Origin of the sequence: Chromohalobacter beijerinckii, from assembly GCF_023061185.1 — a bacterium.
Lineage (GTDB): Bacteria > Pseudomonadota > Gammaproteobacteria > Pseudomonadales > Halomonadaceae > Chromohalobacter > Chromohalobacter beijerinckii.
The window spans coordinates 150085-168748 of the sequence record NZ_JAKGAK010000003.1; the positions used below are offsets into that span (position 1 = coordinate 150085).

General features: G+C 64.1%; 17 protein-coding genes and 1 pseudogene. 4 read left to right on the forward strand and 14 right to left on the reverse strand.

Annotation, left to right across the window (positions count from 1 at the left end; translation table 11 throughout):
* The first annotated feature begins 12 nt into the window (after window positions 1-12).
* The 3 genes from L1075_RS04260 (at window position 13) to L1075_RS04270 (ending at window position 3504) form a co-directional block, all read left to right on the forward strand.
* Window positions 13-744, forward strand: a complete 732-nt coding sequence (locus tag L1075_RS04260; protein ID WP_246940216.1) for an HAD family hydrolase — start codon at window positions 13-15, stop codon at window positions 742-744.
* A 300-nt stretch (window positions 745-1044) separates the two neighbouring features.
* Window positions 1045-2535: a SulP family inorganic anion transporter gene (locus L1075_RS04265; RefSeq protein WP_246940220.1), complete on the forward strand. Its 1491-nt coding sequence runs from the start codon at window positions 1045-1047 to the stop codon at window positions 2533-2535.
* A gap of 111 nt (window positions 2536-2646) precedes the next feature.
* Complete coding sequence (locus tag L1075_RS04270) at window positions 2647-3504, forward strand: universal stress protein (RefSeq protein ID WP_246940222.1); 858 nt, start codon at window positions 2647-2649, stop codon at window positions 3502-3504.
* A gap of 51 nt (window positions 3505-3555) precedes the next feature.
* Here L1075_RS04270 and L1075_RS04275 read toward each other — a convergent pair whose 3' ends face one another.
* Window positions 3556-4176 (reverse strand): hypothetical protein, encoded by a 621-nt coding sequence (locus tag L1075_RS04275; RefSeq protein WP_246940225.1) that lies wholly within the window; start codon window positions 4174-4176, stop codon window positions 3556-3558.
* A gap of 317 nt (window positions 4177-4493) precedes the next feature.
* Between L1075_RS04275 and L1075_RS04280 the strand changes: the two genes are divergently transcribed.
* The gene (locus tag L1075_RS04280; RefSeq protein ID WP_178999240.1) at window positions 4494-5144 is read left to right on the forward strand and encodes a flagellar biosynthesis protein; all 651 of its coding nucleotides are present in this window, start codon (window positions 4494-4496) and stop codon (window positions 5142-5144) included.
* 82 nt (window positions 5145-5226) lie between these two features.
* Here L1075_RS04280 and L1075_RS04285 read toward each other — a convergent pair whose 3' ends face one another.
* From L1075_RS04285 to L1075_RS04345, 13 genes and pseudogenes are all read right to left on the reverse strand, one after another.
* On the reverse strand, window positions 5227-5685 hold the full coding sequence (locus L1075_RS04285; protein WP_246940228.1) for an excinuclease ATPase subunit: 459 nt from the start codon (window positions 5683-5685) through the stop codon (window positions 5227-5229).
* Between the two features lie 51 nt (window positions 5686-5736).
* A pseudogene (locus tag L1075_RS04290) lies at window positions 5737-6944 on the reverse strand (beta-ketoacyl-ACP synthase).
* On the reverse strand, window positions 6944-7675 hold the full coding sequence (gene fabG, locus L1075_RS04295) for a 3-oxoacyl-ACP reductase FabG (protein ID WP_246940231.1): 732 nt from the start codon (window positions 7673-7675) through the stop codon (window positions 6944-6946). Before fabG ends, L1075_RS04290 begins: the two are co-directional and overlap by 1 nt.
* Window positions 7672-8172 carry a hotdog family protein gene (locus tag L1075_RS04300; RefSeq protein WP_246940234.1) on the reverse strand — a complete coding sequence of 167 codons (501 nt, stop codon included), beginning with the start codon at window positions 8170-8172 and terminating at the stop codon, window positions 7672-7674. The genes fabG and L1075_RS04300 overlap by 4 nt, the downstream gene beginning before the upstream one ends.
* Window positions 8169-9380 (reverse strand): beta-ketoacyl-ACP synthase, encoded by a 1212-nt coding sequence (locus L1075_RS04305; RefSeq protein WP_246940236.1) that lies wholly within the window; start codon window positions 9378-9380, stop codon window positions 8169-8171. Before L1075_RS04305 ends, L1075_RS04300 begins: the two co-directional genes overlap by 4 nt.
* On the reverse strand, window positions 9365-9991 hold the full coding sequence (locus L1075_RS04310; RefSeq protein ID WP_246940239.1) for a DUF3261 domain-containing protein: 627 nt from the start codon (window positions 9989-9991) through the stop codon (window positions 9365-9367). The genes L1075_RS04305 and L1075_RS04310 overlap by 16 nt, the downstream gene beginning before the upstream one ends.
* A gap of 2 nt (window positions 9992-9993) precedes the next feature.
* Window positions 9994-11295, reverse strand: coding sequence for an NAD(P)/FAD-dependent oxidoreductase (locus L1075_RS04315; protein ID WP_246940241.1), 1302 nt, complete (start codon window positions 11293-11295; stop codon window positions 9994-9996).
* 6 nt (window positions 11296-11301) lie between these two features.
* Entirely contained in the window at window positions 11302-13584 is a 2283-nt protein-coding gene (locus L1075_RS04320) for an MMPL family transporter (protein ID WP_246940489.1), read from the reverse strand.
* A gap of 5 nt (window positions 13585-13589) precedes the next feature.
* Entirely contained in the window at window positions 13590-14195 is a 606-nt protein-coding gene (locus L1075_RS04325; protein ID WP_246940244.1) for a LolA family protein, read from the reverse strand.
* Between the two features lie 8 nt (window positions 14196-14203).
* Window positions 14204-14647, reverse strand: coding sequence for an acyl-CoA thioesterase (locus L1075_RS04330; RefSeq protein WP_246940247.1), 444 nt, complete (start codon window positions 14645-14647; stop codon window positions 14204-14206).
* Complete coding sequence (locus L1075_RS04335) at window positions 14634-16391, reverse strand: glycosyltransferase family 2 protein (protein ID WP_246940250.1); 1758 nt, start codon at window positions 16389-16391, stop codon at window positions 14634-14636. Before L1075_RS04335 ends, L1075_RS04330 begins: the two co-directional genes overlap by 14 nt.
* Entirely contained in the window at window positions 16384-18126 is a 1743-nt protein-coding gene (locus tag L1075_RS04340) for an ApeI family dehydratase (RefSeq protein WP_246940253.1), read from the reverse strand. Before L1075_RS04340 ends, L1075_RS04335 begins: the two co-directional genes overlap by 8 nt.
* Window positions 18123-18659, reverse strand: coding sequence for a COG4648 family protein (locus L1075_RS04345; protein ID WP_218976015.1), 537 nt, complete (start codon window positions 18657-18659; stop codon window positions 18123-18125). Before L1075_RS04345 ends, L1075_RS04340 begins: the two co-directional genes overlap by 4 nt.
* Between the last annotated feature and the right edge of the window lie 5 nt (window positions 18660-18664).

Consider the following 18664-nt stretch of genomic DNA (forward strand, 5'->3'; position numbering starts at 1 on the left):
GAGCAAGGCGGCATGCCCGATGACAGGCGCCATCTGGCGATATTCGATCTCGACGACACCCTGCTCGACGGTGACTGTACCGGCCTGTGGATCGCCTGGCTGGTAAGGCGCCGCTGGGTGGAGGATGGCGAAGCGTTCATGGAGCAGGTGGCGCGTCACGATCAGCAGTATCACGCCGGCACGCTGGACATGCAGGCGCACCTGCGCTTCGTGCTGGCGCCGCTGGTCGGGCGCCGGCACGACACGGTGCGCGACGAGGTCGTGGCGTTCGTCGAGACCTGGATCCGGCCACGCCTGATGCCGGGCGCGCTGGAGCGCCTGGCTTGGCACCGCGACCAGGGGCACGCCACCTTGGTCATCTCGGCCTCGATGCATCACTTGGTTGACCCCATCGCGCGTGAGGTCGGTGCCGACGACGCCCTGGCGACGCCACCGGCGTTCGACGCCGAGGGCCGCTTCACCGGCGAACCCACTGGCATCGTCACCTATCAGTCAGGCAAGCTGAAGGCGCTAGAGGCGTGGCTCGCCGAGCGTGATGTCGAGCACACGCGTCCTGGCACCCTCTGGGGCTACAGCGATTCGCACAACGATCTGCCGCTGCTCGAGCATGTCGACCATGCGCATGCCACGCAGCCCGACGCCCGGCTGGCGCGTGTCGCCGAACAGCGTGGCTGGCCGCGATTCGATTGGCGTACCGCGTCTGGCTCTACGACTCAAGATGCAAATGCAACGTCGAGTTGGTAGAATCTCGCGCTTTCCCGGGCACATGGCCTATGTGCCCACAACCGACCGTCCAAGGCCGCTTGATTTTATGAGCGCAACGCCGCCCTAGCGTTTCTCCCTCTCCCCGGAGCGTCTCTTCGCTCCTGCGCGGCCCCGCTGAACGCATGACGCGTCGCGTCCAGCGGGGCCGCGTTCGGCCGTCTTCTCGGTTCCCCGTCGCATTTTAGACATCGATACATGACACGATGCCCGTGACCGGATGAGCCGTCGCTAGGCGCGCCGCGTGAAACTTCTGACCTTTCTCATCGACTGGACACACGCATGTACGCATCAATCAAACAACGTTGGTTCTCGAACGTCCGATCGGACGTCCTGGCTGGCGCCGTGGTGGCGTTGGCGCTGATCCCCGAGGCGATTGCCTTCTCGATCATTGCCGGGGTCGACCCCAAGGTGGGGCTTTTTGCGTCCTTTTCCATGGCCGTGGTGATCGCCTTCACCGGCGGCCGGCCGGGGATGATTTCCGCCGCTACCGGCGCCATGGCACTGCTCATGGTGACCCTGGTCAAGGAGCATGGGCTGGAGTACCTGCTTGCCGCGACCTTGCTGACGGGGGTGTTGCAGATCGTGGCCGGCTATCTGCGTCTGGGAGCCTTGATGCGCTTCGTTTCGCGTTCGGTGGTCACGGGTTTCGTCAATGCCTTGGCGATTTTGATCTTCATGGCGCAATTGCCGGAATTGACCGATGTGACCTGGCACGTCTACGCCATGACCGCCGGCGGCCTGGCGATCATCTATCTATTCCCCTATGTGCCGGTCATCGGCCGCATGCTGCCCTCGCCGCTAGTGTGCATCATCGTGCTCACCACGATTTACATGCTGGGCGACTTCTCCATGGTGCGCACCGTGGGCGACATGGGCGAGCTGCCGGATACGCTGCCGGTGTTCCTGTGGCCGGATGTACCACTCAATTTCGAGACGCTGGCCATCATCTTCCCGTATTCCGCCGCGCTGGCGGTGGTGGGGCTGCTCGAGTCACTGATGACCGCGACCATCGTCGACGAGCTTACTGACACGCCCAGCGACAAGAACCGTGAGTGCAAGGGCCAGGGCGTTTCCAACATCGCCACTGGCTTTCTGGGCGGCATGGCCGGCTGTGCGATGATCGGGCAGTCGGTGATCAACATCAAATCCGGTGGACGTACGCGGCTTTCCACGCTGTGCGCGGGGGTCATCCTGCTGATCATGGTGGTATTCATTGGCGATCTCGTCGCGCAAATTCCCATGGCGGCGCTGGTGGCGGTAATGATCATGGTCGCCATCGGGACGTTCAGCTGGGAGTCGCTGCGCGACCTGCGTAAGCACCCGATGTCGACCAATATCGTCATGCTCGCCACGGTGGCCGTGGTGGTGGCGACCCACAACCTGGCCATCGGCGTGCTCGTGGGGGTCCTACTGGCATCGCTGTTCTTCGCCAACAAGGTCGGCCAGATCCTCTACGTGGGCAGCGAGACAGGCGATGACGACAAGACACGCGTCTATCGTGTCGTTGGCCAGGTGTTCTTTACCTCGGCGGATCGCTTCACCGATGCCTTCGACTTCAAGGAAACCGTGGAGCGCGTGCGTATCGACCTGACCCGCGCGCATTTCTGGGATATCACCGCCGTGGGCGCACTCGACAAGGTCGTCATCAAGTTTCGTCGTGAGGGGACCGAGGTAGAGGTCGTGGGGCTCAACGAAGCTAGCGCCACCCTGGTGGACCGGTTCGCGGTGCACAACAAGCCCGATGCCGTGGAAAAACTCATGGGTCACTGAGTCGCGACCTGAGCCTTAAAGGGGAGACGACAAGTCTCCCCCGCCCTGAGTATCATGCAGTTAGCCCCATTACGATGGGACCCGATAAGAACATTGGAAGGAGCCCGCCACATGAAAGCCCCCCACGTCATGGCGTGTATCGATGGCTCGAACTATGCGGAAACCGTGAGCGAAGCGGCGGTCTGGGCGAGCCAGCGCATGGATGTCCCGCTATCGTTCGTGCATGTGCTGGATCGTAACCAGGCGCCCAGCCAGTTCGACCCGCGCGGCAACATCGGGCTCGGTTCGCGCGAGCACCTGCTGGAGGAACTGGCCAGCCTCGACGAGCAGCGCGGCAAGCTCGCCCAGGAGCATGGCCGCCTGATGCTGAGCGCGGCGCGCGAGCGGGCCGAAGCCGCCGGCATTGCCGAGGTCGAGACGCGTCAGCGCAACGGGGAGCTGGTCGAGGCGCTGGTCGAGATCGAAGAGGAATCTCGCTTGGTGGTGCTGGGCAAGCGCGGTGAATCGGCCGAGGCGGCGCCGGAGCACATGGGCAGCAATCTCGAGCGCGTGATCCGTGGGCTGCACCGGCCGATTCTGGTGGTGCCGGAAACCTTCACCAGCCCCTCGCGCTACCTCATTGCCTTCGATGGCGGGCCGACTACCCGCAAGATGGTCGAATTGCTCGCGGAGCGCCCGCTGCTGCGTGGTCTGGAATGCCACCTGGTGCTGGTGGGGGCTGACACCGACGAGCATCGCGAGCAACTGGCCTGGGCGGAGAAAAAGCTGGCGCCGACCAGCAGCGCCGTGCACACCCGGATCATTGCCGGCGAGGTCGAAAAGGTGCTGTGCGACTATCAACATGAGCATGATATCGATTTGCTGGTCATGGGCGCCTACGGCCACTCGCGCATTCGTCAGTTCCTGGTGGGCAGTACCACCACGGCGATGATTCGCCGCGCCCAATCGCCGCTGCTGTTGCTGCGCTGAGCGTTTCCTTTTATTGAATACTCGTTATTGAGTACTTGTCACGTCGACGGCTTACTCCGTTGGCGTGGCGTCGTCCGTCTGTGTCGCCGCTGGCGGCTGATGACTCAGGAACTCGCCCAGACGCTCCTCTTCGCTTTCGCCGACACGGCATAGCTGGACGGCGACATCCGCATATTGCATCAACACCGGTACCAGCAGGCGCCGCCGTTCGACGCCGTCGTCGGTGGCACGTGCCTCGCCATCGAACCATTCGAAGAGCCGTGCCAGGCGCGCATAGTTGGGATCGCCGCGCCCGCTGTTGCCACGTAACGCATCGATGGACAGGCAACGCAATACATTGCGCTTGTTCGGGTCCAATCCTTCCTTCTCCAGCAAGCGCTCGGCATGCTGCATGAAATGCTCGGCCAGCAAGGCAGTGGTCTGCGTGCGCCCATGGTGCGCCAGGGCGTCGAGACTGTCGCGTAAAGCTCGCTGTTGTTGCACGAGCTGCTGCCAGAACGCCAGGCCGAGCAGCGCCAGGATCGCCAACGCGCCCAGCGCGAGCACGAAAGCGCCCAACGGTATCAAGGCCGCAGGCGGCAGCGGCCAGGCGAGATCGGTGGCCGACAGCAGCGCACCCCCCAGCAGGGCGGTCGCGAGAAGCACGGCGAGCGTCAGAACCAAGCGTTTCATTGTGTCGTATCCATTACCTCAGGCGTATGCCTCATTATCGGCCCCGTCGCGCCAAGCTTGATGGTGGTGTGCCGTCGTGAGCACGATCGGCATTCTGATAAGCGAGAGTGAGGGCTTGGTCGGCCGCGACCGAAGAGCTAGAAGCCGATTTCCATGCGGCGGAAAGCCTCCTGGTTCATCTCTTCGACGCTTTATTCGGCATAGCTTAATTTTTCCTTCTCCCTGCCGATATTACGTTTTGCCCCCGAGTCAGTGGGTTCCCCTCGTGTTACTCAATGCTCGGCCTCTTATCAACAACCAGGATGCCGGATCCCACCATGAAAAAATGGCTTCTCCTACTAGCGTTGGCTGTGACCATGACCCTTCAGGGTTGCGCTACCTCACGTAGTGTCATCGATATTCCTACAACCACGACTACCGCTCAGGTAGCGAACGAGTCCGCGCCGGCGCTCTACATTCGTGATGTGACGGACGCCCGGGAATTTCAGCAGGAGCCGCCTTCTGCTGACATCCCTTCACTAGGCTTTGGAGGGGCGAATGCCGCCACCGAAGACCTCAAGGCGCGTGCCATCGGTCGCAAACGAAATGGCTGGGGCAAGGCGTTGGGCGATGTACTGTTGCCAGAAAATACCACGGTCGAGCAGCTTGTCCGGGATACCGCAACCGCCGGCTTCCAGGAGGCTGGCTGGCGAGTTGTCCAGACAGCGAATGTCGCCCAGGACACGACTGCCGTGGATATCACCATCAAGCAGTTTTGGAGCTGGTTCCAGCCCGGGTTTTGGGCGGTAGCCACCAATGCGCGCATCGAAACCGAGTTCGACTTCTCGAGCCCGTATCGACTCGCTCCGGTGGTGACCGAGTACGAGGACCATATGCAATTCGTCACTGACAGCGATTGGCAGAACACGATTCAGCAAGCATTGGCACAGTACCGTGACAAGCTGGCCCGTGAAGCCAAGCCTGAATGACGCGTCCGTAAACTCACTGCCCGTCGCCTGAGCTGACGGCGGGCAGTAAGGTTTTCGAGCATCGATCAGAAAGCTTTACGGTTCACGGCAACGTGACGACATCTCCTCGCAACGCCACGCCTGCCATCAGCATACCGGCATGACATTCATACTGGGTGCTGGAAGCCATGGGCTGACGGTCATAATAACTTTCGATATTGACCACGGCGTTGCCCCCTTCCGATTTGACACGATCCTGCAGGCTGAGCAGCGCGGAGAGCATGACCCAGCGGCAGGCTTCCTCGTCGCTCTTGTTGAACGCATTAGTTTTTTTGTTGGTCACGAAGTTGCCGAAATCCCGCGTCGTCCTGGCGTGCGATTGACCGGCGAAGACGAAACGGATCGATGGGTCGAGTTTCTCCTTGGCGGCGGGGGTGTTCATGGCCTCGTCGATGGACAGTAGCAAACGCGTGTCTCGCGCTTCGCTCTGGGCAGCGACTGCCATGGAGATCACGGCGAGACCAATTGCTGCGATGCACTTTTTCATACCGATGTTTTTCATGGAATGTTCCCTTGTGAAATCGTGGTTTGTTGTGTGCCTGGGCTGATGGGGTCAGGACCAGCGCCGAAAAATCAGCGACGTATTGATCCCCCCAAAGGCGAAGTTGTTGCTCATGACATGGTCGCAGGCGAATTGTCTGGGAGCGCCGATGATGTGATCCAGCGGTGCGCCCTCGGGGTCCGGTGTGTCCAGATTGACCGTGGTGTGGAACCACTCGTTGCGCATCATTTCGATCGCGGCCCAGGCTTCCAGCGCGCCACAGGCACCAAGGGTGTGGCCGGTGAAGCTTTTCAGCGCGCTGACCGGCACACGGTCACCGAAGACCGCGAATGTTGCCTGGCTTTCCGCCAAGTCGCCACGATCAGTGGCCGTGCCGTGGGCACTGACGTAACCGATGCGCTCGGCGGCGAGGTCGGCGTCGTCCAGCGCCAGCCGGATCGCGCCTTCCATCGTGGCGGCATTGGGTTGGGTGACGTGGCGTCCATCGCTATTGGTGCCGAAGCCGACGATTTCCGCATGGATCTGGGCGCCGCGTGCCAGGGCGTGGTCCAGGCGTTCGAGAATCAGCGTACCAGCTCCTTCGCCGATGACCAGACCGTCCCGTTCCCGGTCAAAGGGGCGTGGGGAGGCGTGGGGCGCATCGTTTTGGGTGCTGGTTGCGAAGAGGGTATCGAACACGGCGGCTTCCGAGGCGGAAAGCTCCTCGCAGCCACCGGCGATCATGGCCACCTGGCGGCCAAAACGGATCGCTTCATAGGCGTAGCCAATGCCCTGGCTGGCCGAGGTGCAGGCGCTGGAGGTGGTGTGAATGCGACCCTGGACGCCCAGGAACACGCCGATATTGACCGGCGCCGTGTGCGCCATCATGCGGATATAGGAGTTGGCGTTCAGCCCATCCGTCGACTTGCGTATGAGCATGTTACCGAAGTCGGCCACGGCGTCGGGTTCGCCTGCCGAGGCGCCATAGGCGATGCCCATATCGCCCGACCCCAGCAATGAGCTCTCGAGCAGCCCGGCATCGCGGAGGGCTAGTTCGCTGGCTCGTGTCGCCATCTGGGCGCCCCCAGTCGCGTGTTCAGCCCTTCGTAGGCATCCCAGTCGGGCATGTAGCGAATGCCGGTGTGCTGGCGTTCGAGGTTCGTCCGGATCTGCGCCCAATCATTGCCGATCGGAGAAAACCCCGCCATGCCGGTGACGACAACGCGGTAGCCGAGGCCATCGGAACGCATTCCGGAGGCGGGCATCGGTGTCTCTGCCATCAACACACCCCTCCATTAACCGACAATACCTGGCGTGTCACGTAACCGGCGTCATCGCCACACAGGAAGGAGACCATAGCTGCGACCTCGTCGCTGGTGCCGGCGCGGCGCATGGGAACCAGCTTCAAGGCTTGCTCCGCGAGGTCGGGATCGTCGCGGGTCATGTCGGTCTCGATAAAGCCGGGCGCGACACAGTTGACGGTGATACGCCGTTTGGCGAGTTCGACCGCGAGCGACTTGACGGCGCCGATCAGTCCCGCCTTGGCGGTGCTGTAGTTGACCTGTCCGCGATTACCCACCATGCCCGAGACTGAGGACATGACCACGATACGGCCCGGCGCACGGCGCTGAATCATGGGCATGACAATCGGTTTGATCACGTTGTAGAAACCGTCGAGGCTGGTATGGAGGACGCTGTCCCAATCCTCGTCGGTCAACGCCGGAAAGGCCGCATCGGCGGTGATGCCCGCGTTGCAGACAACGCCATAATAAGTGCCGTACTGGTCGATATCCTGCTCCAGCACGGCGCGTGCCTGCGCCCGGTCGGTGACATCGAAGCATAGCGTACGGGCTTGGCGCCCCATGTCGCGTATCTGGGCGGCAACGCTTTCGGCATCGGTCTGGCGCTGGCGGTAGTTCAGGACAATATCGAAGCCGTCCCGTGCCAGGCGTAGCGCAATGGCGCGCCCGATTCCCCGGCTCGATCCTGTGACCAGTATCGTTCGGTTCATGGCATTTTCCCTTGTTTCATGGCATCCAACGCTTCATTCGAAGGCGGACGGTAGACGTTTAGCGAGCCTTGGGCCAGCGCTTCTCCACTGGCGGTTGTTATCTGCGCCTGGAAGGCACCGAGGCCGTTTTCGGCCTGAAAATCCAGTTGGATCGAGACATACAGAGGGATGTCGAATGCGAAAAACGGTTGTGTGACATGGAAGCTGCGACTGCCCAAGAGAAACCCGATGGTCGGCGCTTCCGGGCCATCGTCCATGACGCTTGCCCAGGCCGCGATGGCCTGGGCCATCCATTCCAGCCCGACCCAGCCCGGGATGCCTGCTTCGACGGCGAAGGGATCCTCGCGCCGTGGCGTGATCTCGGCGATCAAAGTGTCGGCGTCGACCGCCATCAGACGCTGTAACAGGCACATCTCTCGTTGGTGCGGCACATAAGGCGCAATGTCGCAGGGCAGCGCCGGTGCGCTCGACGCCCGTGGCGGGCTCGGTTCGCTCATGAGGCGCGCTCCAGAAGCAGTGAGATGTTGTTGCCGCCGAATGCGAAGGCATTGCTAATGGCCCGGCGGCAAGTCTGGCGGGTATCGGCCGTGGCGTATCGCAAAGGCGCTAGTTGCGGATCGATGTGGCCATCGTTGACCTGAGGCGGCAGGCGCTCGGTCTGCATGGCGAGCCAGCAGAAAGCGGCTTCGAGCGCGCCGCAGGCACCTAGTGTATGGCCGGTCAGGGCCTTGGTGGAACTACATGCTGGAATAGAACGGCAGGCCGACGCCTCGCCGAACACTTTCGCGACGGCCAAGGCTTCCATGCTGTCGTTCAGGCGGGTCGCCGTGCCGTGCAGGTTGATGTAGTCGACCTCCCCCGGCGTGAGCGATGCCATCTCCAGTGCCATTTCCATGGCGGCTTGTGCGCCCGCGCCATCCGGCTTGGGCGCCGAGATATGGTGGGCGTCGCTGGTTTCGCCATAGCCGCTGAGCTGAATGCCGCCCGTTTCCCGGGTGACGAGAAACAGCGCGGCGGCCTCGCCGATGTTGATGCCCCGGCGATTGACGGAAAACGGCTCGCAGGGCGCGTCGCTCAAAGCTCCCAGGGCGGCGAAGCCGTTGACGGTCAAGCGGCACAGGCTGTCGGCGCCACCGGCGATGACCGCATCACAGCGGCCGCTCGCGAGCAGGCGTCGGGCACTGGTCAGCGCCCGAGCGCTGGAGGTGCAGGCGGTCGACAACGTATAGGCGGGGCCGTCGAGGCCGAGGCGCTCGGCGATGAAGCGGGCACTGGCGCCGATTTCCTGGCGTTGATAGTGGAACGCCTCAGGCCACTGGCCGGTTTGCCGGTAGTGCCCGAGATGGCGCTCGGTTTCGCCGATGCCGGAGGTGCTGGTGCCGATAACGACGCCGATCCTTGCGTCGGGATGGCATTGTCGGAACGCCTCCAGCGTGGGGGCCAGTTGTGTCAGCGCCGCGGCGAGCAGGCGGTTGTTGCGTGAGCGGTGTTGCGCCGGCCAGGCACTATCATCCGGCAGCGGCGTCGCCACCCGGCCGACGGGAAGCGTGCGCGCGTCAATCAGTGCGTCATCGTCGACCAGCCCGCGTTGGCCTTGAAACAGCGCCGCTTCGATGGCCGCCGGCGTGTCTCCTAGCGGACAGACCACGGCGGGGCGCGAAAGACAGCAAGGTATAGGTGCGCGTGCGGTCATGGAGTGGGACATGAGCCCTCCACATTGTTATTGGAAGCATCCTTATTGGGGGAATCGCCGTTGGCGGACGCCTTGCCGAGCGTCGCGGTCTGAAGGCGTTCGATCTGGAGGCGATAGCGCCCCTGACGGTCGTCGATAGACAGACAATGCGGGTGCCGCTCGATGCGCACGACCGGCGTGCCCCGGTAGCTGACGTCCCGGGTCGTCCCTTCCTGCTCCAGCCGCCACGGCGTGCCGGCAAAGGCAGCTGTCAGGCTGGGCTCGGGCCACAGGCTCCATATCAGCCGACTGGCTAGCCAATCGGCACTAAACGGCGGCTCGAACGCGGCATCGGCGAGAAAGTGGGCCTGCTCGTCATCCACATCGAGGGTCAGCAGCCGTTGCCCTTGCGGACTCAGCACGACCAGCGTCAGCGAACGGGCGTCGTGCCGCAGGATCCCCAACAGCTGCTGGGTTTTGCCGCCGTGGTGGAACGTCAAGCGCTGGGTCACTGGTTCGCTCTCGGGCAGGGCCGACATCGCAGGCCACGGCGAAGTGTCCGGCATGGCGGCGCAGCCGCCCAGCCAGGCCAGGCACAGTGCCCCACATGAAACAAGCAAACGTTTGGCGGGAATCGGCGACATGTTCAAGCTTCGACGGATAAAGACGTGAGTGGGGGGCAGACTTCGGCAAGCCGACTCAGACGGCGTTCGCTGGCGCTGACGTAGGGGTTGCGTTCGTCCCAGGCGTAACCGGCCAATACCGCGCTGATCATGGTGCGTATCCGCGCAGATTGACGATGGTGGAAGATGATAGCGGGCAGGCGTCCGTCATACCAAGCCTCGACGAAGGCGCGGAAGGTCGCGCTGCCACGGCGGATGGGCTGCTCGAAGTCTTGCTGCCAATCCACGTTCTCGCCCTGGAGCTGGCGCTCGACCAGCGGCACGGCGCGCATGGCGGAGTCCAGCGCGATGGTCACGCCGGATGAAAAGACGGGATCGAGAAATTCCCCGGCGTTGCCCAGCAGGGCGTAGCCGGGGCCATGCAGGGTCTCGACGCTGGCCGAATAGCCCTCGATCCTGTCAACATCGCGCACGCTGCGGGCGTCGTGGAGCAGCTCGGCAAAGCGGGGTTCCTGGCGCACGAAATGCCACAGGCGCTCACCGTCATCCGCGCCCCCTCGTTCGAGCCGGCTGCGTTCGCCGACGACACCCAGCGAGGCCCGACCGTTGGCGAATGGAATCAACCAGAACCAGACGTTCGGATCCTGGGGATGGAGGCCGATGAGGATCTTTTCGCGGTCGTAGCGGGGATCCGCGATGCGGTCTTCGACATGCGTGAATAAGGCGCAGCGGGATTCCAGCGACGGCTGGCGGGCGAGGCTGTTCAAGCGCGCCAGCACCCGGCCGTAACCGCTGGCATCCAGCACGAAGCGGGCCGACAGGGTGCGGCTATCGCCTTGTTCGTCCACCAGCGTCAGACGTTGGCCGTCGGCATCGCCGGAGAAGTCGGTGACCTGCATGCCGAACTCGGCCTGCGCACCGAACGCCTGCGCGCCTGCGATCAAGCGCTGGTCGAAATCGGCGCGCTCGACTTGCCAGGTCGTGCCGGGACCGTCGCTGAACTTGTCACGGAAGTCGAAGGCCGAGTCCTGGCCGCGATAGGTGAAGGCTGCGCCGTTCTTGGGTTGGAAATGGCCGGCACGGGCGGCATCGAGCAGTCCGCAGCTATCGAGATGCACCATGCATTGCGGCAGCAGGCTCTCGCCGATGGAAAAACGCGGAAAGTGGTTGCGTTCGATCACGCTGACTCGCCAGCCGCGGCGGGCGAGCCAGGCCGCCGCGGCGGCACCGGCCGGGCCCGCGCCGATGATGGCGATATCGGTGCTGTCCACAGAGTCGGAGGCGGCAAGGTCGGAGGTGGTATGCGGCTGGTGGGGTCGGTTCATGGTGGGTTACTCCGATGAGGAAACGGGGCGGCTCGCCCGAGCAAAGGGCACCAGCAGCCAGGTGGCCGCGAGGCCGATCAGACAGGTCAGCCCCAGGGCGTGCAGGGCCGGCGTTGCGCTGAAGGCCAACAGGCCAAAGGCGAGAATGCTGGAGGCGCAGGACAGCGTGATTGCCAGCCAACTGGCGGCATGCTGGGTGTGCTCGGCACTGAAGATGCCGGCATCCATGCTGATGCCGAAGACCAGCATCAATCCCAGCACATGAAACAGGGTCAGCCCGTTGCCGAGCAGTGCCAGCGTGGCGAGTGTCGCCAGCAGCGCGCCCAGGGGCGGCAACAGCACGCGACAGGCGCGGCGGCGATAGCGCCAGATGAACAGCAGCGACAGCAGCACGATGGCCCCGCCGAGCCACAGGGAGAGGGTGTCGCGTAGCTGCCCCAGGTGCGACGACAGACTGGCTATCTTGTCGTGATAGCGGATATCCGGCGCTGTCGCGATGGCGTTCAGGGCCTGCGCGGCCTCGGCATCGGCGTGGCCGAGTGCGACTAGCGCGGCAGTACCGTCCCAATGCGGTGAGGTGCCGAGCCAGAGCGAGCGGTTACGTTCGCCCAGCGGCTGTTGCAACCATGTCGAGACCTTCAATACCGGCACCGGCTGTGCGACCCGCGCCTGGGCCTGATCCAGCAGGCGGTCGGACAGCCCGGCCTGCTGGAAGACCGTGGGCAACACGTGGCGATAACGCTCTCTCACCAACTCTAGGTTGGCATTCTGCGTGGCGGGGGCGGGTACTGCCTGGGCCAGGTGGCGGTAGTGACCGAGATGGCCCTTTTCGACCAGCGCGTTTAGGCGGGGATTCAGCGCTTCGAGTTGGGTCAGCAGCGCCGCCTCGTCAGGGGCCGTGACCAGCAGGTAGCTGCCATCGAACGACGCGTTCATCAATGTCTGGACCTGTTGTTGCTCCTGGATCAGCGCCGGGGGAGAGGGATTCAACTGCCGTAGGTCATCGCTCGTAGTCGATTGGGTAAGTGCCACGGCGGCCGCGACGATACCGAGCACGCCCAGCAACACCCAGCGCGGATCGCGTCGCAGGGGCTGGGAGAGAGGCACGCGCAAGCTGTCGAGCCGGGCCGCGATGGCGGGCGTCGCGGGATGGCCGCGGACGGGCAGCAACGGCAGCCACAAGCGTACGGTCAGCCAGGCGCCCGAGAGTCCTAGAAGGGCGAAGGTCGCCATCTGCCGCAGGCCCGGCATGGGGGTCGCCAATAGACCTAGGTACGCGGCCAGGCTGGAGATCAAGCCGAGCCACAAACCGGGCCAGATCCGTCGCAACGGCTGCTCAGGGGCGAGCAGGCGCATGCAGTGGAAATGCAGGGCATAGTCGACGCTGACACCGATCAGGCTGGCACCGAAGGCGAGGGTCAGCAGATTCAGGGTGCCGAACGCCAGCCAGGTGAGGGGCAGGGCGAAGAGGATGCCGCAGGCGATCGGAATTAGCAGCAGCCCCACGAGCTGCCAGCGCCTGAAGGTTAGCCAGATCATGGCGATGACGCCGAGCAGGGAGCCCAAGCCGATCGTGGAGATTTCCCGCTTGCTTTGCATGGCACCGGCCGCGGCGTGGAAGATCAGCCCCGCACGCAGCAGTCGGGTATCGGGATGCGCGTCCCGGAAGGCGTCGATGGTGGCCAGCAAACGCTGTTGCTTGCCCATGTCGAAGGGGCTGCCCCGCACTCGGCCACTCACCGCAAACCAGGTTTGGCCATGGTCATCGCTTACTGTGGGCATGCCGTCGACGAGGGTGACCGGGCCTTGCAGGCGGTGCGCTAGCCAGGCATCCCGCAAGCCGAAGGGATCCTCGATCGGGTCGACCTGGGCACCGGGGCCAAACAGGCGTTGCAAGGCCTGTCGTGTCCAGGCAGCGGCGTCCGCCTTGGCCAGCGACGGTGCCAATAATCGGTAGCGATAGGCATTTAGGGCATCGAGTGAGGCCAGCGGTATGTCATCGTCGAAGTCGGCCACCATGCCGGAGCGCTGAAGCCGCCGTTTGAGATCGGCGACTTGCGCCGCCGCGTCCGGCCCGCCGACCAAGAGCACGAAACGGTTCTCGACCTGCTGCGAAAGCTGTTGGTCGGCGGCGGCGATCAGTGCGCTCCTCTCGTCATCCGGCAGCAGAGCGGTAATGCGGGTGTCGAACTCTCCGCCCTGGCTTAGCAGGAGCGTCAGCGCCCCCCCACAGCCGATCATCACCGCGAGCCAGACGAGCGCGGCCAGGGTGGGCCGGGTGAACGACATACGCGTCAAGGCGACTTACCATCCACATACTTTCCGTCGGCATCATGGGACGACGCCCCGGCCGGGCCGGTGGTCGCGCACTCATGCGGCGATAGCGACAGGGTCAGGGCGTCGCCGTTATCGAAATCCAGCTTGATCGTCTCGACCTGCTGCCCGCCGCCTACGGCAAGACGCGTGAGGCGCGAACGAACGGCGGCGTCCTTGGGCGCCAGATCGGCGTGCCACGCCGACAATGTACCTTCCAGGTGCAATGTGAAATGCCGCGACAGCGCTTGCCAATTCCCCGCCAGCAAGCCGTCGAAGATCGGCAGTATGGTTTGCAGTTGCGGTGGCAGGTCCGGGTTGTTCGGGCCCAGCACGACCCGATCCTCGATGGGGGATTGCGTTTCCCAGATCAGGCGCTCGCCGTCGCGTCGAAAAATGCCCCGGCTCTCGAGCGTGGTATCGAGATCGGCCAGATGTCGGGACTGCTCGAAGCGCCCGCAAGGCTCGGCATGCTCTGCCAACTGCTCGCTCAGCGCCTGGGGCGTAGGGGCGGCCCAGGCAAACGTCGGCAGGCAGACGAGTGCCAGCAGACATGCGATGCGGGCGGTGGTGCGGTTGTCGCTCATGCAGTTCCTCATGCCTCGTTAGCCTGCTGCCAGGCGACCAAGCGCTGCACCAATGCCGGCGGCGAGGCCAGGCACATATCATGGTCATCAAGGCCGACCGCGACCTGAATGCTCCAGGCGCGGGTCAGGCGCTGGCGGGTGCCGGCATCGCGAATGGTGTAATTGATCTTCAAGCGATGCTCCCATTCCGTCAGGCGGGCTTCGATGGCCAGGCGTTGGGCGAAGGTGGCGGGGTTCGCGTAGCGCAGGCGCAAGTCGATGACGGGCCAGGCAAAGCCCGATGCCTGCATTTGCGGGTAGTTGTAGTCGATCATGTCGAGCAACTGGCAACGGGCTATCTCCAGATAGCGGACATAGTGACCGTGCCAAGCGACCTGCATCATGTCGACATCGTGGAAGGGAACGCTCAGCTCGACTTCGGTATGGGGTAACGGGCGGTCATCGGGGATCATGTCGGTTCTCGTATCGAGCGTCGGTGTCGGGGCTCCGAGGATTCACGTCGGATTCGCGATCCTGCCCCCAGAAAGGGAAGAAATTGAACCACTGTAGCGGCGCGCGGCGCACCTGCGCCGCCAGGGTGTCGGCGTATCGCTGCATGCAGCGTCCGATCCAGGCGTGGCGGTCGCGCCGGGATAAGGCTTTGGCGCTCTCCAGCGGGATGAAGTCGATGACGAAACGCCTCTCGTCTCGAATACAGGAAAGATAATAGGTTCGGCAGCGCAGCAGTGCCGCCAGATGAAACGGGCCTTCGGGAAAGTCGGCCGGCTCGCCCAAGAAATCGACGGCGCGGGTGCGGCTCGAAGAGAGCGGCACCCGGTCCGCGGCGATGACGATGAACCCGCCGGCTTCGATGCGTCGTGCTAGTCGTTGCGCGGTGCCGGGAGTGATCTCGCTGACCTCGATGACGTTGGGGCGCCCGATCCCGCTGGCGCTTTCGAGCAGCTCGTTGAATTTGCCGGCATTGCGCGTATGCAGCATGACCGTCAGGTCGAGCTGTGGATGTCGTTGGGTCAAGGCGTTGACGACATCCAGATTGCCATGGTGCGCGACCAGTATGAGACCGCCGGCTTGCTGCGCGATGGCGGACTCGAAGGCGTCGATGCCAGGCCCGGTCAGGCGCTCGCGGGCGATTTGTCCGCTCCAGGCATCGACCTTGTCCATCAAGGTATCGCCGAACGACAAAAAGTGTCGGAAGCTTTGCCCGAACAAGCGCGCGGGGCGATGCGTGAGCGCAGGGTCGAGGCGCTTGAGATAGGCGGTTGAAGCCTGGCGAGCCGTACTATGGGTCAGGAAGTACCACAGCATCACGGGCCACAAGACAACGCGAAACGGCCAGCGGCCCAGCCAGCGGCGTAGCCGGACCAGCAACAGCATACCGCCTAGAGTGCCGCGTTCTCTCATGCTGGACCAGTGTGTGGAACGGGCATTGGTGCGTTGTGTCGCCTTGGTGGTCTCACGCCTTGCCCGCCAGCGGCGACGGAGCAGCAGGGGCGCGCGCCACAGCATGCCGATGAACAACTTGGCGTGCATGAGGCTGATCTGGCGATTGTCGCGCCACAGAGCGAAGTGGCTGACACCATCCTCGGGGTAGTGCACCTTGATCGGCAGATTGACGAGGTCGTGGCCGGCCCAATGCCAGCGCACCAGGATCTCGGTGTCGAAAGTCATGCGGTCGCCGCAATCGTGGCGCGCGAGCAGCCGATTGACGGCGGCGACGGGGTAGACGCGGATGCCGCACATGGTGTCGCGAATCGCCAGCGACAGCGTATTGATCCACACCCAGACGTGGGTCGCGTAGCGCCCGTAGAGCCTAGCGCGGGGCACGCTGTCGTCATAGCGCGGGTAGCCGACGAACAGGGTGTCCGGTTGCGCCTCCAGGGCGGCCAGGAATGACGGCAGGTCCTGCATGTCATGCTGGGCGTCGGCATCGACTTGTAGCGCATGAGTGTAGCCCAGGCGCTGTGCTTCGCGAAGGCCGCTACGCAAGGCGGCGCCCTTGCCTCGATTGATGGCATGTCGGACGAGCGCATGCCCTTGGCGATGTAGTGCGTCGAGCACCCTGGCGCAGGCGTCGCCGCTGCCGTCATCGACCAGGATCACCGGTAGCCCGAGTCGTTCCAGGCGCTGGCAGACTCCGGTGACGGTCGTCGGGTGGTCGTAAACGGGAACCAGGGCGCAGGGGCGAATCTCAGGCATCCGTGACCTCGTCGAGTCGCAGCTTGCCGAGGCAGTAGTGTTCCTGCCCCGATGCGTGCCCTGATGAGAAGCGGAATGCGATATGGCGTGGATGGCGTTCGAGCGTCAGCGTGCAGCGAGTACCAGGGCGCAACATCTGTTGGAACTTGACCCGCTCGACGCCGCGGAACGGGCCCAGCTTGCCCCAGTACTGCTCGCCCAGCCGGTAGGCCCACTGCACCATGACGACGCCGGGCACTAGCGCCAGGGAATCGAAGTGGCCATCCAGATAACGCAACTGCTCCGGGACTTCGAGGGTGACCCGAACCGTGTTCGGCGCCGGGTGGCTGTCGCCCAGCCAGCGAGGCAGGCGGGAGTCGTTGAGGTCGGCAAATAGCCGTTTCACCAGCACGTTGTCGAGTTTGCCTTGTGTATTGCGTGGCACGGCATCGACGAAGCGCCAATAACGGGGGATTGCCACGCCCTCGAAACGTTGGCTCAGGTGTTGGCGCAGCGTCGTCAGCAGGGCATGGCGTTCATCGCGCGCTTGGGGGATGGCATCTGCCTCGAGGGCCACGATGGCGCCTAGCCGCTCCTGGTCGTCGTGCAGCGTGACGCAGCGGGCATCGAGCACGGCGTCGCATTCGTGCAAGGCTTGTTCGAGCGCCGTCAACGAGACGCGCTTGCCGGCGACCTTGACGATGCGGTCCTGGCGGCCCAGCAAGCGAAAACGCTCGCCGTTGGCTTCGGCGCGATCCGGCTGTGCCCACCACTGGGGGGGCGATGGCGCGTCTGACAAGAACGGCGAGCGCAGCCGCAGGGTGCCTGCCTCGATACGAAATTCGACGCCGGGAAAGGGCTGCCAGTCCGTGTCGTCACGTTGCCGGCGATAACCGATGCCGCCGGTTTCGGTGCTGCCGTAGATCTCGATGACGGGCGCTTGCAGAAGCGCTTCCGTGCGCGCGGCATGGCGTTGCGGCAACGGCGCGCCGGAGGAAAAGAGGCGCTCGATGCGACCCCGTGCGGCCCACTCCAAATACGCCGGCAAGCGTGCCAACTGTGGTGGCGAGCTGGCGATGACTGCCGTCCTCCCGGCGGCGTGGGCTTCTTCGAGTCGTGCGCTGAGTACCTCGGGATAGCCGCAATCCCGGGCACAAAACGGCACGCCAGCGCACAAGGGATGCAAAAGCCCCACCAACAGGCCGTAAATATGTTGATGGCTGACCTGGGAAATCACGGCGGCATCGTTGGGCTTGCCGCCGACCAGCGGCCACAGGGCGTGATGCGCGTCGAGTTCGGCTTCCAAGCAGGCAAAAAGCTTATCGACGCTGACCGGCGCGCCGGTGGAGCCAGAGGTATACAGCGTGACCGCGATGGCATCGCGGGCGAGCGTGGCAGGAATCGCCGGCATGGGGCGTGAACGCGGGGCCTCGTCGGGAAGTCGCTCGGGTATGCGTCCCACCACTTGGGATGCCATCGCCGCCAGAGTCTGGGGGCGATCGTCTCCCGGCAGCACGGCGGTCTGGCCCGTTTCCCATAACGCCAGCAGCGCGGGGCAGAAGAGGGCTGGGTCGCGATTATAAAGCAGCCAGGCGCCTTGCGGCTGGGTGGCGAGCCAGGCGTGCCAGCGGTCGATCTCGTTGGCCAGTCGCGAGGTGGTCAGCCAGGCATCGCCCAGCGCGTGTATTTCAGGTCGCGCCCCGCTTGACGACGCGGCCCGACGCCAGGGCAAGTGACACAAAGAAGTGAACGTCATACGGATTTCCCGATCCGGTAGCGGCGAATCACCCATTCGCCAGCGAACATCGCCGCCATCAGCAGGTAGCTGATCGCCCCGTTATAGAGCGACCACCAGGCAAGATCACCTGCGAAAACGGTCCCGGCGGCGATACCGCCATTGATCATGAAAAATAGACACCAGGCCTGGGTCACGCGGCGCGTGTACCTGATGGCGTGCGGTGGTAACGTCGGCGTTCGCAACCGCGCCAGGCGTTCGACGATGGGCGGGCCATGCATCAGGCTGGCCGCAAACAGCATCAGCATGCCTGCGTTGACTGCCACCGGATAAGCGCGCACCCCCCACTCGGCGCGCCCCACTAGTCCCAGCCCGAGCAGGACGACGGCCAGTGGGAACACTACCCGTAACGACCCGGGCAGGCGCCAGGCGAGTAGGGCAATACCAATCGCGAGCAGAGGCCAGTTGCCCACGTCCTCATGCAGGAACAGCACGATGAGAGGCCAGGCGGCCGCCAGGCAGCCGCCTGCCATAGTTAGCGCACGTCGCGACATGGCGC

Excerpts from the sequence above, each read along its gene's own strand:
- L1075_RS04330 (WP_246940247.1), bottom strand. The coding sequence starts at position 14,647 with ATGATCCCCGATGACCGCCCGTTACCCCATACCGAAGTCGAGCTGAGC.
- L1075_RS04305 (WP_246940236.1), bottom strand. The coding sequence starts at position 9,380 with ATGTCCCACTCCATGACCGCACGCGCACCTATACCTTGCTGTCTTTCG.
- L1075_RS04265 (WP_246940220.1), top strand. The coding sequence starts at position 1,045 with ATGTACGCATCAATCAAACAACGTTGGTTCTCGAACGTCCGATCGGAC.
- L1075_RS04320 (WP_246940489.1), bottom strand. The coding sequence starts at position 13,584 with ATGTCGTTCACCCGGCCCACCCTGGCCGCGCTCGTCTGGCTCGCGGTG.
- L1075_RS04315 (WP_246940241.1), bottom strand. The coding sequence starts at position 11,295 with ATGAACCGACCCCACCAGCCGCATACCACCTCCGACCTTGCCGCCTCC.
- L1075_RS04340 (WP_246940253.1), bottom strand. The coding sequence starts at position 18,126 with ATGACGTTCACTTCTTTGTGTCACTTGCCCTGGCGTCGGGCCGCGTCG.
- L1075_RS04260 (WP_246940216.1), top strand. The coding sequence starts at position 13 with ATGCCCGATGACAGGCGCCATCTGGCGATATTCGATCTCGACGACACC.
- L1075_RS04335 (WP_246940250.1), bottom strand. The coding sequence starts at position 16,391 with ATGCCTGAGATTCGCCCCTGCGCCCTGGTTCCCGTTTACGACCACCCG.
- L1075_RS04275 (WP_246940225.1), bottom strand. The coding sequence starts at position 4,176 with ATGAAACGCTTGGTTCTGACGCTCGCCGTGCTTCTCGCGACCGCCCTG.
- L1075_RS04285 (WP_246940228.1), bottom strand. The coding sequence starts at position 5,685 with ATGAAAAACATCGGTATGAAAAAGTGCATCGCAGCAATTGGTCTCGCC.
- L1075_RS04345 (WP_218976015.1), bottom strand. The coding sequence starts at position 18,659 with ATGTCGCGACGTGCGCTAACTATGGCAGGCGGCTGCCTGGCGGCCGCC.
- L1075_RS04270 (WP_246940222.1), top strand. The coding sequence starts at position 2,647 with ATGAAAGCCCCCCACGTCATGGCGTGTATCGATGGCTCGAACTATGCG.
- fabG (WP_246940231.1), bottom strand. The coding sequence starts at position 7,675 with ATGAACCGAACGATACTGGTCACAGGATCGAGCCGGGGAATCGGGCGC.
- L1075_RS04310 (WP_246940239.1), bottom strand. The coding sequence starts at position 9,991 with ATGTCGCCGATTCCCGCCAAACGTTTGCTTGTTTCATGTGGGGCACTG.
- L1075_RS04300 (WP_246940234.1), bottom strand. The coding sequence starts at position 8,172 with ATGAGCGAACCGAGCCCGCCACGGGCGTCGAGCGCACCGGCGCTGCCC.
- L1075_RS04325 (WP_246940244.1), bottom strand. The coding sequence starts at position 14,195 with ATGAGCGACAACCGCACCACCGCCCGCATCGCATGTCTGCTGGCACTC.
- L1075_RS04280 (WP_178999240.1), top strand. The coding sequence starts at position 4,494 with ATGAAAAAATGGCTTCTCCTACTAGCGTTGGCTGTGACCATGACCCTT.